Raw genomic sequence first — 14,053 nt, forward strand, 5'->3', positions numbered from 1 at the left:
TCCCCTAAATCTAGCTTAAAATTCAAAAGACTATAATGTATTCTTCCATGCCATTTGTACCTTATTAGCTACTTTGGGGTAATCCATAATAAAACGTACATGCGTTTCCACCCCTGTTTTTAATGTTGCATCATCAACAATAAAATAGGGACTATGATTGGGTGCAGCTTTAGTTAAATCCTGTTGTTTAGGAGTCGCACCTAAAAAGACAAACAGTGACGGCATCAACTTACCATAATAAGCAAAGTCTTCACTTGCACTTGCATTATTGTCTAAAATCTTAACTTGATCGCCTGCTACAGCTTTAAAAGTAGGCCCCATGGCTTCGGTTAATGCTGGATGGTTCATAGTTACAGGAGCATAACTTGATAGCTCGACTGTTGCTGTTACATCGTTAGCAATAGCGGTATGTTCAATCATCTTAGGTAAAGTATTTAAGATATTTTGGCGAATATCTTCATTATTTGAACGAATGCTACCCAGCATAGAAACTTGTTCAGGAATAATATTGCCTGCAGTACCAGCCTGAATATTCCCTATACTCACCACTCCCATACCTTTACTTAAATCACTACGACGGCTAATTATAGTTTGAAGTTGATTAATCATCTGAGCTGAGGCAACAATAGGATCTCGCCCTGCCCATGGCATAGAGCCATGTACTTGTTGTCCTTTTACTTGAATTCTTAAGTTATCCGCACTGTTCAAAATGGCACCTGATTTATAATGGAGATGTCCACTAGGTATTCCAGCAATCACGTGTAAACCGAAAATTACCTCCGGTTTAACCGATTTAAAAGCTCCATCTGCTATCATTTTACGTGAACCGATCTGATCTCCTTGGCTAAAGTTATCAATATCTGCTCCACCTTCTTCAGCTGGTTGAAATACAAATACTACAGTACCAGCAATCTTATCTTTGTTTGCTGCTAGTACTTTCGCGGCACCTAATAACATTGCAGTATGTGCATCATGGCCACAAGCATGCATGACAAAACTTTCTTTGCCTTGATACATGGCTTTAGTTTGGCTAGCAAATATAAGATTCGTGTTTTCTTGCATTGGAAGGGCATCCATATCTGCTCTCAAAGCCATAATTGGACCAGATTGGGAACCTCTTAAAATACCAATTACACCTGTCTTTGCGAAACCTGTTTTAACTTCAATACCATATGATTTTAATTCTTTTTGTACTAACTTCGAAGTTTCATATTCCATATTCCCCAGTTCTGGATGTTGGTGAATATGCTGACGTAGTTGAATTGTTTTTGCTTCCGTTGCATTGCTTGACTCTTTAATCCAATCCGCAGAGCTTAAACTACTTGTACTTAATGTTAATCCGATAAACGAAAAATGCATGATTCTCTTGAGCACTTACTTAAATTCCATATTAAATAGTGCATTTAGCATAAGCAATTTTAGTCAAGAGAATGCAACCATTTAAGTATATTTAGCATACCTTTAAAATATAGGCCTAAAGCAGGATCTTATATAAAATTTTAGCGCCGTACTTTACTGCTATGCATCTTGTTATCAGGCTGCACACTGCATTCGATTTCGACAAAAAGTTCATGTCACTGTTTGTGTTCAGTGTATGGATTGAAGCTGCTCTCATATGATGGCAGTTTCGTATACGCTCTATTATATTAAATAGAAGATTTATTATAATTAATCTGGTTGGTTGTTTATTAGTCAAATAATTAGAAAATACTTTATTAATTGGTATAATTTTATTGCAAATTATTAATTATGCTAACAATATATGCAAGCCTTTTAAATCTATGATTTAGGTTTTTATATAACTTTAATATTAATGAGATATACAATGAAAAAACTGCTTTTAGTATCACTTCTTGGGGCTATCGCAGCAACTACAGCAAATGCTGGTAGTACAACAATTCAGCCATATGTAGGTGCTGGCTATACATTTTTAAATAACGATGATGTTGATGTACATTTTCTAGGCCTAAATGGTGGCTTACAATTTAATGAATATTTTGGTGCTGAAGTATTCTGGAATAAATCTGTAAATGACATCGAGTTCGATGGCGATTTAGATGAATTTGGTGTAAGAACTGATGCCGATGTTCAGTACTATGGTATTGGCTTAACAGCTAAATATCCTTTAGCAAATAACTTCTATGCTAAAGGTATGGCTGGTTATGCGCGTGTTGACCTTGATGTAGATGCAACTTTTCAAGGCTATACAGTTTCAACGAGCGAAGATGATTCTGGTTTAATCGTTCAAGCTGGCGCTGGCTATAACTTTACTCCAAACTTGGCAGCAGAAGTAGCTTACACACACGTTAGTGCGTTTGATGGCTTTAATGGTGTTAATGCTCAATTAAAATATAATTTCTAATTTGTTAGTTGAGTAGAAAAGCGAGGAGAAATTCCTCGCTTTTTTTTGGAAATTTGCATAACTGCCATTTTGTTATATAGGACAGATTTAAACAAAGGGATTTTCACTTTCCCATGGTTGATTTTTAAAAATCACGTTACCATTTTCAACACAAATAATCCATGTATAAAAATATTCCTCACCAAGTCCACGACACTCAAAATTAGAATTAGGGAACAATTCCGCTATTTTTTCTATAAGTTCTAAGCAATAAATAGGATCAATATTCAATCCTTCTTTTCCCTCACTAAATGCAGTAACTAGACTGGTGTAAACGTCTTCATTAACTCCATCATTAGCTAATATTTCTAAAATTTTATTTTTTTGGGATGGGAGATCAAGTTCATCGAAATCAGTATGTCTAACTTGTAATTCTGTGAAAAAACTCATGATTTAAAATCTATCCATTATTATTGGTGATAAATATATATTATAAAACTTATTTAGAATAAACATAAAGATCTTCTGCAAAATTCTTGAAATTTTACATTGAGCATCAATATTTTATTTGAAACCATGGTAGGGTTCAGCGCACTATCATGGTTTCTTTGTGATTAATTCATTTAACATGAGCGAAACTTAATCAAATTCACTAAAACAAAACTGCAGCGCTTATGATTAAAACTAAACCAATGATTGTTAGGTAGCTAGCCAGTTTATTTAATTTTTCGACTTCTGTTTTCTTACGGAAAAGTTTTGATAGCGAGTAATTCTTAACGGGTAACTGACACCATGGATACCAAAAGCATAGAAAGCCCAAAGTTCTCAGGATGCCTTGTAAACTCACAGCTTCAAATAAAGCTATTATGCTAATTCCAACGCAGATCAACCCTAAAATAAATCCAAACCAAGATTTGATAAGGCGGGTGTCGTTAAAGTTTGTTGATAAATCGGTCATATTATATTTTATAAAGTGTTATTAAGAATCATTATTAATAATATCAGATTAGCTATGTTTTTGAAAAATAATTATTATCTAGATGGTTCAGGATTTTGCATAAGTAGAGCGCCGTGTGGCGCTCTACTTGCTTAGTTTCAGATTAAAATTACTTGTCTTTATTGCATTTAGCATCTTGACCTAGAGCACGGATTTTATCTTGCTCTAAACGTTTATTTAATACATTTTGATTTGCATTGTCCGTTAATAGACTACCTCGAATTGTATAGAGGGTTAGCTTCGATGTATTTGAATCAATAGGCGTAATGGTTGTCTTAAAGATATAAGTCCCATACGGTGGTCTGCCGTAAAAGGTTCCGATACTGTTTTCACGATCCAAATTAGCATCAACTTTTAAGTAATCATTCAAAGTTCGGTATTCCATACACTTGACGTATGCCTGCTTTAAATTTGCATACGATTGTACATAATCCAAAGGAACTTCTATTGAACCACCACCATTAATTGATTTCGTTACTAATTCAGCGTCTGAAGTGGGTAGCATCATACGGGCGCAACCTTGTAATGCTAAAACAGAAACCAAAAGCCCCAAAGTGCTTCCAAACTTAATAAACTGATACACGTTTGAAATTCCCATGCTCAATACCTTGAATGATTCGTTTTTTCACTATAATTGATTCAGGTTCATTAGGCTTGAATTTTGAATCGATTTCATATTCAGCAATGAAAACCTGTGCTTTGCCATTTGGGATTCTGTCTACCCCAATTACATAGTCTTTATTTGCTTCTAAAGCTACATTCTTAATCTCTGTGAAATAGCTGTGACTTCCAACACCACTCACAAAAACAAGGTCATGTTGTCCGACCGGTAATTTTAACTTTGATTGAGAATAATCAAATCTTGTCATGGTCGTTGAAGGGCTGAGCATAGAGTTTTCAATAGACTTTACACGTTTTTGATCAAAGTTGTAGAGGGTATAAGGGTATGCACTTAGTGAACCAGATCCTTGAAAGAATTCGTATGGAATGGTTTTTATAGTTGCATATTGTTCAGCAGAGCTGACAAGTTGATTGGTATATGCTTCTCGCTTTTCTTCAATTGATGCTTTTGGTGATACGTTTAAATAACGTACTTCATCAGGTATGTGTAATGGCAACATAGATACAGATTTTTTATTATCTGCATTTGTAACAACCTGACATCCAGAAAGGATGCCAAAAAGTCCTATAAGTAAAAGTGGTTTTATTTGCATTATCATGAATCCAAAATTAGTCATATTTTTTGGTGTGAATAATTTACTTAAAATATATGACCACTTAAATACATTAGATTACATTTAAATCTAATAGTTTGAAATTTGAGCAATAGAGGAGGTTGTATTTTTAAAACCATCTATTTTTTCTTCTTCGGGCACTTCTTACCATTTCCACCCGGCAAGCAATCACATGCTTGGCCATCGCCGTCACGGTCTAAACTTTTCCAGCCTGTTTGGCCTGATTTTTTGCGTTGTTCATACCATTTCTGTGCTTGCTGCTGAGTAGAAAAGTCAGCGCATTTTTTTTGCATAAACTTGGATGGAAGTGAACCCCAAAACTAAAATAAGTAAAAATTTCATAAATTATTTTAAAGTTAAAATATTAGCCGAAGTCTAACAACGCTCAGCGTGTTTCCTTAATGAATCTAGTTAGAAAGTATTATAAAAGCTGATTTAGTTGACAATTTATTGAATTAACAATATTTTTTAAATTTTATAGTGAAGTTATAACAATGACAAACGTAGTAGAGCAGTTTAATGAGGCTATGCGCCAAATTTATGATAAATCAAAAGAACTAACACCTCCTTATAGACCAACGCGATTTAAAAAGATGGTGGATGAGCGTGGAGGAAAGCAAGTTGCAGATGAACTTCTAAGCTCTCCCAATCAGATACATGACGGGCTTGTAGAATTAAGTTTACGTGGTAAAGAAGCATTAAAATTAACCGTAGAGTATTTAGTCCTGAAGCCTCAGTTTTCAGATTTATTTACTCCTGAACAGAAAGAAGTAGCTAGAAAGCGTTTGTTGCAACTAAATGTCGACTTACCCGAATAAGAAAATGAATAAATTACAAATTAATGATGTACTAACTTATATTCCTATAATAACTATTATTCCTCTAATTATTGGGATTTTTTATAAAATTGGATACTTATTACTATTCGATTTGCAATTTTTAATTAGCTCTTTCTCGTATACGGAATTGGCATTAAGCTCATATTCTTCAATATTATTTGCTTTGGTTTCATTATATGGTTACTCGATAATGAAGTTTAATATTGTAGAAAGATTGTCTTGGAAAGTGATTTTACTGGCTAATTTAATATTTATATGTACTCATTATCTTCCCATATTTGATATGACTTTTTTTGATTTGGTTCTGAAATTATTATTTTTAAATATATTAATCTTTTTCAATTTAACAAAAAGTTTAATTGTTAAGTCAGTTTGTGTTTTTATGGCATTAGTTGTTGCCCCCGCTGTGAATGGTATGAGTAAAAACTATGAGTTTCCAAATGAGGCATCAAATAAAATAGTTCTTGCGGCTGACTCCACAGAGTGGTACTTAGTTGAAAAAGTAAGTGATACATTGGTTTTAGTGGATAAAAATACTTTAGTCAGTAGGGACTACAGATACAAATTTGTTGAGCTTAAGGATGTTGAACAAATGGAAAGTAAGTTATGGCAGAATTTTAAAAAAGCACCTTAAGGTGCTTTTTTCATGAGACTATATAAAGTACTTCCAGTGCTTGGTGATGATAATAATTTTTGAATATTTTCTTCAAGAGATTCCTTATTTGTTGCTGTATACTCATCGCCATCAACTAAAATAGTACACGGGTATCCGTTATCCCGATCAAAATAAATTTCTGTTAGAAGATAATGAATTATAGTGTTTTGGTTTGAAACATGTAGTCTCTTATCAAAGTATAATTGCGATTGATCTTCAAAATAGTTTAAAGCCCGACGTGTTTTACTATCAATTATGGAGTGTAATTTTGTATCTATTTTATTTCCGCTAAATGTATTTATCTGTTCGCGTAATAATATAAAAACGTTGTGAATTTCTATGAAATTTGCTTCCCTATTAGCTGCCGAATTAATGCCAATTTGGAGTGCACTTAAAAAATCTACCATGTTTAGTTCCTAGCAATATTTGCAATTAAAGGGTAATGGTCTGATAAATTGTAATCGATTGTTGAATCTTGCATTAGTATATTCGGATCAACTATTTGTATTAATTCATCATTAAATTCCCAACTCTCAGTAAGAAAAATTTTGGAGAACATAATTTGATCAATGGTATTCCAACTATGGAATTGACCAGAGGGGTAGTGATAGGTTCCAATTTTATCAAAATTATGCAGAGTCTGAGTGGCTGTTAAGAACTTCCAACAAGGATTATAAAAGATATTTGTCCGCTTAAGTACTAACTCCTTTTCTCTAGATGATTGTAAACTATGAACAATTCTTTTGTCATAAGGTTCTACATTATAATCACCTACTAAAATAATGTTATCGATAGTATCAATTTCATTTTCTACATCGACACGAAGCCTTTCTGCTATAGAACTAATCTGAAGATCTACATCTCTAAGGTGACTAGGCCAGTGCGATAAATAAAAAACTATTTCTTCATCAATGGAAAGAGTGAATTTATATTTTTGACCAACTTTATAATTTTTATTTGAAGAGCGCATTGTAAATTTTTTTACATCAGCTCCGTTCTGCCTGTGGAGTGTATGGTGTTTTTTATAATAGATACAGGTATCAAAATATAATCTTGAATCTTTTTCAGTACCTTTTGCACAAGAATAACCAAGTTTTTGAGGCTCTAATGTTGTTTCGAAAAAAAGTAAATCTTCGGAGCTGACTTCTCCAAGACAAATAAACTCATAATTAGATTCCATAAATCTTTGTATGATAGATGCGATAATTTTTTTCTTTTCTATTGGCGCTTCATTTCTATTCGACGAAATAGGTGGAGAAAGGCTTGTATTCCACCAAACAATTGATAATTCGAAATTTTCCATAATTATTATTTATTCGCTACCACACTAAACCCGTCCAAGCGCTTCGCCAACTCTTTCATCAGCTCTTCAGTAGGAACACTTCCTAAATCCCCAAAATTTTGCTCAAAACTTTGCTCCAAACGAAAAACTGCTTCTGCTGTGATTGTTCTACCATTGTCTAATGCTGCTTTTTCAATATTTTCTTTTAGTTCCATTGGAACTCGAAGATTCATTTGAGGATCATTGCGAGCCATGATTCTTCCTAAAATTAAGTAAACTTAATTTTCATAGTAATGAATCACAGTGCTTTACATCAATAAAGCTCCGTGCTTTAATTGTATCACGGTGCTTTATTTGAGGTTTTTATGGCAAGACAAGATAAGCAAATCAATTTTCGGATACCACATAAATTAGTTGAAGAGTTGAAGCAAAATGCTGAAGTAAACAAACGATCTATGACGGCTCAACTTAATCTTATTATTGAAGAGTGGCTAAAACACCAGCCTAAAATTATTAAATAGAAAAACAATGAAGCCCCTCTATCTTGGCGGACAAGGGGCTTCTGTCTAAATCACTAGGAGAATAGACATGATGAATAGTCTAGCACTAACATTTCATGAAGTGAACTTGAAACCACTACCATCTAATGATCATTACGTATGGATAAGCTCAACCCAAATTGGGTTAGCCTTGGGATATGCAAATCCTGAAACAGCAATAACAAAATTATTTAATCGTAAGTCGGATGAATTTACTTCTGATATGACACGCTTAGTAGATGTAAAAACGAATGGAGGCACACAGCAAATTAGAGCTTTTTCTTTACGCGGCTGCCATCTCATTACATTCTTTGCCCGTACAGCAGTTGCCAAAGAATTCCGCAAATGGGTACTCGACGTACTGGAAAAAGAAGTTCTGCAACAGCAAATCGACACACGCGTAAAAATCAACGCAGAGCAACAAGCCATACTCAAAGAAATCGTCGACCGACGTTGTGAGGGCAGCACAAAGAAACGCACCGAACTCTGGGCCAGACATAACAAGCACTTTCGCATTCCACGTTATAGCGAACTCTTGGCCATGCATTTCCAAGACGCAGTGGACTACCTAGAAACCATGCAAATTAAAGCAAAAGGGGATATTCATATAGATGAAAACCAATCTATAGAAATACTCTGTGGCCAAGCCAAACTTTTCCAAGCATGGTGGAATACCCATAGTCCAACACTGGCAAAACTAAATCCATTACTGGTGTCGATGCTGCATGACAACATGTTCTATATGACCTATGCCATATCGGACCTATGCAAAAAGTACAATGTAGAACTGCCAGCGTATGACTACCAACATATGTTCGAGCTGAAGACCTTTCCGCACCAAAGGTACAATTTATTGAAGTGAAAATGACCGCCTGAAAGGGCGGTTTTTTATGTCTAATGTTCGAAGACTTCAAGCCAACTTTAAGACAAAATTCCTATGAGGGATTTGAAGCAAAAGCCCAAAAAATCTGTAGAGAAATGATGCTCTAAATTATTGATTTTATTGGGTCTAGTTTGGTAAGAAAGTGACTAAAATACGCTTAAAAATAAGCAATGAAATTGTTATATTCTAAAGGCTTATGTCGGGTTTTGACTTCATCTTGACATCGTAGAGGTCTCCAGTTCGAGTCTGGATGTACCTACCAAATAAATTCAAAGATTTACAGTTAAAATCAATACTAAAACTTAAAAAGATATATTTTCTCATTAAAAGATTTGATGTTTAAAATTTATCAAAATAAAAATATTTTTTAATAAAGTTCCTTGAATTTTATATTAGCTTTTCTTCTATTTCAGGCTTCTTTAAAATTCGATTTATAACGGTTCGAGTGACAGAATATTCTTTTGCTATAGAGTAAATGCTATACCCTTTTTTAAATTTATCTTTGACTTCTTTTTGTTGTGTTATATTTAATTTTTCAGGTCTTCCAACCTTTTTAACACTTTTGCTGAGAGGTTTGATTTTTGATTCAAATATGAAATTATTTTCAAAATCGAAACATAGTTTTAAAAAATGAATAAAACTTTCTTTTGTACTTCCTTCTATTACTGATTTAGAGTAATCTAAACATATGAGATTTATATTTTTTTGATAGATCTTATGAACGCTGTTGTATATTTCTTTAAAATCCTTTCCTAAACAGTCAAAGCTTTTGACTATGAGTAAGTCGCCATCTTCTAGTGTTAGATTGACCAGAGCCATAAATTTATCTCTATAAATAACAGAAGTTTCTATTGTTACATCCTCGATAATTAGACGATTTGATGGGATTGAATAACCATATTTATTTAAATTTATTCTATCCTGTAAATTTTTTAGTCTATTTGGATTTTCCCTGAAATATCCATAAATACGCATGCAGCCCTCAAAAATATAATTAATATAAAGTTATGATGTGTATTTTATAATTAAAGGTATGTTAAATAAATATGATGAAAATAGATATATGAATAAAACAGTGTTTAAAACATGTTTTTAATTATTGGTTTTAATATTTATAAACGAAATTATTGTTGCTTTTATTATTAATAATTTTTGAAAAGACTATGGCTAGGTAGCAGTAAATCTGAATTTTATTTAGGCTTACTGCATAAACCTAGCATGATAGTCTGAGTATATAGTTTTACCATCTTCTGAAAAATTAGTGGTAGCTTAAAATAATCACTTTATGTGATTTGTCTGTATGACTAGTCGTGATATTAGCAACAGAATTTGAATTATTGGGAGTTTCATTACTCAGGTAACTCTTTTCGGATTTGATACTTTCGATCGTTTTCTGAATATCTTCACAAAGTTTATTTGGTTTGTTGTAATTACAGGTAAATTCTGAAATAGAGCCTTGTAAATTAATTTTTTGTGCATGACTCAGCTCAATGCCGCCCCATAAAAAAACTGTGCAAATAATAGGCATATACTTATTTAACATCATCTCTTTTCCCCATTTTGAGATGTCTTAGTTAAAAAATACATGCCTATATTATGAAAAACAACAGGAAAACCTAGAACTTATAAAAAAAACTTATAAATTGTGATGTAGTTCTATTAATCATATTCTATTGTGACGGTTGCCATTCCTCTGACTGTCCCAGGTGATACAGTTTGTGCCGTTTGATAATAACGCGCCTTCATTGGAACATTGTATTGGAGAGTTTGGTTTGAGCTTAGAGTGCCAAGAGTTAATTTATCACCTTTAGAAATCACTTTGTTTTGCTTCTGATAATCCCAAACGATTTGTGTGCCCACACCTTTTGCACGTGTGTTAACTGGGGCGGTGTTCATAATGACCTGATTATTGCTATTTTCTAAAGAGGTATAATCAAAACTTAAACTAATTTTATTACTTTCTTCATATCCTGTCGGGTTTTTTCCACCATTACATAAAATATTGAGCTCAAAAGCTTGTTCACCTTGGGTAGATCCAATACCTTTAAAATCAGCTTTATTGACTGTGGATAATTGCACTACTTTATTAATACTTCCTTGAATTTCACATGAAGAAGAGGCAATGGTAATGGCATTGCCGTATACAGTACTGGTTAATATCGGTTTGTTGGGATATTCATCTATATGGTAGCTACTATAACGCCCTGGCACCAGTGTTCCTGAGCCTGTGGTTTCTGCTGTTTTTATAATTTCGACGACAAAATAGCCATTAGCCAATGAATATGATCGACCTCGTTCAAGTGTTCGGCTATAAGGGTAATAGCCTGAGAAGCCTGAAGCTCCTTCGGCTTCACGATATAGTCGTATGCCGATGCCAGGAATATTGGTACTATATACTGAGTTACCGACAGAACTTAATGGATAACTTTGAGTTAATATTGCCTTAACATCTGAAGGCGCACTCCAACGATCACAAGTTATTGTTGAATTATTAGAATAAATAGGGAAGGTTGCTTTTCTGAGAACACTGCCTACAGCATCACTTGGTTTTACAACCACACGTCCGACAGCCATGCTCACATCTTGTGATTTAAAACCTCTCTCTGGAGTACAAGCTGCATAAACTTCGCTTATTGAAACTGTGCCAATCAACAGTACTAGTGTATTTACAATTTTAAGTTTCATTGACAAATACCCTCTGTGGTAATCATGTTTAATTTTTCATTTGATGCTTGTTTACTTACATCGTATTCAATACGGCATTGCTCACTGATGTCATCACCCCATTTTACGGTGATCGTATCTGCTGTTTGATTGGTACGTATGTAGACCATGCTACCTTGAGCGACTATACCGATATTCTCTCCGCCTGAATTATATGCCTCAGCTGCAAATGGTAGCGTTTTCCCTTCAGACGTTAGCCCATGAATATAAATAGCTTTACCTGTTTTCGTTGCAAAGCTAACCTGAGTAATCGCCCCTGCATAAGGTGCAATACGTTGACTGGTTTCTTCAAGTTCAACATCTGACGACATGTTCTGTGGATCTAGCGTGATATCATTTAAACGGTAAGGCGTAACATATGGAATGACAGCATAGCCAGCCTTATTTACTGTGAGGCCTGTTGCATTATTGACTTTTGCTCCTGCTGCATCAGGTGCATGGACTAAGACCATGGTTTGTCCTTGATCTGGACCAAGTAAAATGCCTTTAGTGTGTGCAACAATATTGCCTCGTGCAGAAAGCATAGCCTGCTGATATTGATCAGAAATACTATATGAGCCACCCACTGTAGTAAAATTGGTACGGTATTGAGCATTCATGTTCATACTAGGGTTGTCACCATAGGTGTCAGTAATAGAAGCCCCATAATTGAATCGGTCACCAAGTAGACCGCTCATCCCGACCGTTGTGCTGTCACGAGTTGTAATTGAGTTTAAATTGACAGAATTCTTCTTGAATGACCATGGCAGGGACAAGGTCAGCATATATTCCGTATCATTGGTAATCAGTTTTGTTGCCGTGTCTTCAACAGTACGTCTAGTCGCGGATAGGCCGTACGTTAAAGCACTATAGGTATTGCTGTAACCCACTTGATACTGCCGTGTTGTCTCCTGACGATTCCAGTAATCACTCCATGAGCCGGTAGCATAAAAATTGCCCCAATTATTCGGCAAGCCTTGGTTCAATGTGATTTGAAACTCACTCCGCTGTTTGCCAACATGGCTTGAACTGATGCCTTTTTCATCAAGGTCTTGAATCATTAATGCATCACGAAGTTTGTAAAAATTCTCGGTTGAATAACGGTAAGCTGCTAATGTTAAATTAGTATTGGTTGGGTTAATGAGCTTACTGTAACTTAATCGATAACTTTGTCCTGTTTCACTGTCCCGTTTTTTGAAATCTGCTTGTGAGTGTGTGACGTCTAGCGAAACTGCACCAATTGGAGTTGAAAAAGCGCTGCCTAAAGTTACAGCTCTGTAATCTTCAGCACTTTGTATACCAGTAAAAGCAGTAATATAGTTATTAATGCCTCGTTGGTATTTGGCCTGAATAATCCATGGATCAAGATCAATCTCTTTATCTCGGAATTGTCCTGTGGTGATTGAATAACGGCTCATACCGGGTCTGAGCATTTGTACTACAGATGCATAAGGTACATTAAAGTGTTGAATTTCACCGTTAGCTTCTAAAATGGATACTTCTAGTTCACCACCGAAACCTGTTGGGTAAAGGTCATTAATTTCAAAACTACCTGGTGCGACAGTTGTTTGATAAATGAGCTGACCTTGTTGGCGTACTTCCACTTTTGCATGTGTTTTGGCATTTCCTCGAATACGTGGGGCGTAACCCAGCATGCTATTTGGTAGCATACGGTCATCACTAGAAAAATCAGCACCGCGATAGCCAAATGAGTCGAAAATTTCACCATCAGTATAGCTATCACCTAAAGTTAGGACAGCTCTGTAGTTAGGAAAAGCACGTTGAACATAAGTACTAACAGCATCATAACTACTTTGTTTAGTTGTTGATGCATCGTTATTATCTTGATCGTGGTCTCGCCATTGCCACTGCCCATTGTGGCGGAATTGCCAGCCTGCTAGATTGGCACCCGCATTAATTGAAGTAAATGCAGTGGTTCGCTCTTGATGTCCTTGCATTTGATCAAATGTTTTAAATGCGCTGGCATTATAAGAAAGAAATGCCGCATTAATACCTCGATCCCATACGCTTGGATCGACATAGCCTTGCGCATTTTTCTGCATCACAATTTGAGGAATTGAAATATCTATTCTCAATTTAGATTGATCAAATTCGTAATATGCATCCTCAACCCATTGTTCAATTTTTTGACAAGGGCTGATGCTGAGTGCTTCATTTTGTTGAATTAAAGCCTCTGGTTTGACGCCATATTCAATTAAGTTTTTTTGAGTAAAACAGGTAAAGGCATTTTCTTTATTATCTAAAGCCTTAAATACCATACGATGTTTACCAAACCAATTATCATTCACATAAACATCTAGGCTATATTCACCAGGTAAAATTGGATTCACAAACTTAAAGCGCTCAATATCAATTTTTTTTGCATCACCCATTAAAAAAGCGGAGTCAAATTCTGCTTCTTCTGCAACATTTGCTTTATGTTCTGTTTCAGATGCATGAACAAGTGCGGGCATACTGAGTGTAATCACACCAAACGCAATATAGTAGCTAATATGATGTTTAACCCATTTAAGACTTTGTTGTTTTTTTGGCATGAAACTGTCCGCCTATTAATTGAA

General features: G+C 34.8%; 16 protein-coding genes and 1 pseudogene. 5 read left to right on the forward strand and 12 right to left on the reverse strand.

Annotated features, from left to right (window positions below):
- Positions 1-30: 30 nt before the first annotated feature.
- Positions 31-1,359 carry an amidohydrolase gene (locus WH214_RS11975; RefSeq protein WP_339993425.1) on the reverse strand — a complete coding sequence of 443 codons (1,329 nt, stop codon included), beginning with the start codon at positions 1,357-1,359 and terminating at the stop codon, positions 31-33.
- A gap of 466 nt (positions 1,360-1,825) precedes the next feature.
- Between WH214_RS11975 and WH214_RS11980 the strand changes: the two genes are divergently transcribed.
- The gene (locus WH214_RS11980; protein WP_339420838.1) at positions 1,826-2,362 is read left to right on the forward strand and encodes a porin family protein; all 537 of its coding nucleotides are present in this window, start codon (positions 1,826-1,828) and stop codon (positions 2,360-2,362) included.
- Positions 2,363-2,449: 87 nt separating this feature from the next.
- Here WH214_RS11980 and WH214_RS11985 read toward each other — a convergent pair whose 3' ends face one another.
- The 4 genes and pseudogenes from WH214_RS11985 to WH214_RS12000 form a co-directional block, all read right to left on the reverse strand.
- The gene (locus WH214_RS11985; protein ID WP_339420836.1) at positions 2,450-2,791 is read right to left on the reverse strand and encodes a hypothetical protein; all 342 of its coding nucleotides are present in this window, start codon (positions 2,789-2,791) and stop codon (positions 2,450-2,452) included.
- A gap of 656 nt (positions 2,792-3,447) precedes the next feature.
- Entirely contained in the window at positions 3,448-3,936 is a 489-nt protein-coding gene (locus WH214_RS11990) for a hypothetical protein (RefSeq protein ID WP_339420834.1), read from the reverse strand.
- Complete coding sequence (locus WH214_RS11995; RefSeq protein ID WP_339420832.1) at positions 3,905-4,552, reverse strand: hypothetical protein; 648 nt, start codon at positions 4,550-4,552, stop codon at positions 3,905-3,907. Before WH214_RS11995 ends, WH214_RS11990 begins: the two co-directional genes overlap by 32 nt.
- Positions 4,553-4,692: 140 nt before the next feature.
- Positions 4,693-4,915, reverse strand: a pseudogene (locus WH214_RS12000) (excalibur calcium-binding domain-containing protein).
- A gap of 152 nt (positions 4,916-5,067) precedes the next feature.
- On the opposite strand from WH214_RS12000, the gene WH214_RS12005 reads away from it, so the two are divergent.
- Both WH214_RS12005 and WH214_RS12010 read left to right on the forward strand, forming a co-directional pair.
- The gene (locus WH214_RS12005) at positions 5,068-5,391 is read left to right on the forward strand and encodes a hypothetical protein (protein WP_339420830.1); all 324 of its coding nucleotides are present in this window, start codon (positions 5,068-5,070) and stop codon (positions 5,389-5,391) included.
- 4 nt (positions 5,392-5,395) lie between these two features.
- Positions 5,396-6,046, forward strand: a complete 651-nt coding sequence (locus WH214_RS12010) for a hypothetical protein (protein ID WP_339420829.1) — start codon at positions 5,396-5,398, stop codon at positions 6,044-6,046.
- On the opposite strand, the gene WH214_RS12015 is transcribed toward WH214_RS12010, so the two are convergent.
- The 3 genes from WH214_RS12015 to WH214_RS12025 are packed head-to-tail and all read right to left on the reverse strand — an operon-like array spanning position 6,043 to position 7,603.
- Positions 6,043-6,474: a hypothetical protein gene (locus WH214_RS12015; RefSeq protein WP_339420827.1), complete on the reverse strand. Its 432-nt coding sequence runs from the start codon at positions 6,472-6,474 to the stop codon at positions 6,043-6,045. The two genes, WH214_RS12010 and WH214_RS12015, sit on opposite strands and share 4 nt — an antisense overlap.
- Positions 6,475-6,476: 2 nt before the next feature.
- A complete protein-coding gene (locus WH214_RS12020) occupies positions 6,477-7,370 on the reverse strand; it encodes an endonuclease/exonuclease/phosphatase family protein (RefSeq protein ID WP_339420825.1) in 894 nt (297 codons plus the stop codon).
- A gap of 5 nt (positions 7,371-7,375) precedes the next feature.
- The gene (locus WH214_RS12025; RefSeq protein WP_339420823.1) at positions 7,376-7,603 is read right to left on the reverse strand and encodes an Arc family DNA-binding protein; all 228 of its coding nucleotides are present in this window, start codon (positions 7,601-7,603) and stop codon (positions 7,376-7,378) included.
- Between the two features lie 111 nt (positions 7,604-7,714).
- Here WH214_RS12025 and WH214_RS12030 point away from each other — a divergent pair, with 111 nt between their 5' ends.
- Positions 7,715-7,870 (forward strand): Arc family DNA-binding protein, encoded by a 156-nt coding sequence (locus tag WH214_RS12030; protein ID WP_339420821.1) that lies wholly within the window; start codon positions 7,715-7,717, stop codon positions 7,868-7,870.
- 67 nt (positions 7,871-7,937) lie between these two features.
- Complete coding sequence (locus WH214_RS12035) at positions 7,938-8,750, forward strand: BRO-N domain-containing protein (RefSeq protein WP_339420819.1); 813 nt, start codon at positions 7,938-7,940, stop codon at positions 8,748-8,750.
- Positions 8,751-9,158: 408 nt separating this feature from the next.
- Here the strand turns inward: WH214_RS12035 and WH214_RS12040 are convergent, their stop codons facing one another.
- The 4 genes from WH214_RS12040 to WH214_RS12055 form a co-directional block, all read right to left on the reverse strand.
- Positions 9,159-9,746, reverse strand: coding sequence for a recombinase family protein (locus tag WH214_RS12040; RefSeq protein WP_339420817.1), 588 nt, complete (start codon positions 9,744-9,746; stop codon positions 9,159-9,161).
- Between the two features lie 283 nt (positions 9,747-10,029).
- On the reverse strand, positions 10,030-10,317 hold the full coding sequence (locus WH214_RS12045; RefSeq protein ID WP_339420815.1) for a hypothetical protein: 288 nt from the start codon (positions 10,315-10,317) through the stop codon (positions 10,030-10,032).
- Between the two features lie 113 nt (positions 10,318-10,430).
- Positions 10,431-11,456 carry a fimbrial protein gene (locus WH214_RS12050; protein ID WP_339400782.1) on the reverse strand — a complete coding sequence of 342 codons (1,026 nt, stop codon included), beginning with the start codon at positions 11,454-11,456 and terminating at the stop codon, positions 10,431-10,433.
- Entirely contained in the window at positions 11,453-14,029 is a 2,577-nt protein-coding gene (locus WH214_RS12055) for a fimbria/pilus outer membrane usher protein (protein WP_339993431.1), read from the reverse strand. Before WH214_RS12055 ends, WH214_RS12050 begins: the two co-directional genes overlap by 4 nt.
- Positions 14,030-14,053: the final 24 nt, after the last annotated feature.

This window comes from Acinetobacter sp. MYb191 (genome assembly GCF_037572605.1).
In the GTDB taxonomy this organism is placed as follows: Bacteria; Pseudomonadota; Gammaproteobacteria; order Pseudomonadales; family Moraxellaceae; genus Acinetobacter; species Acinetobacter johnsonii.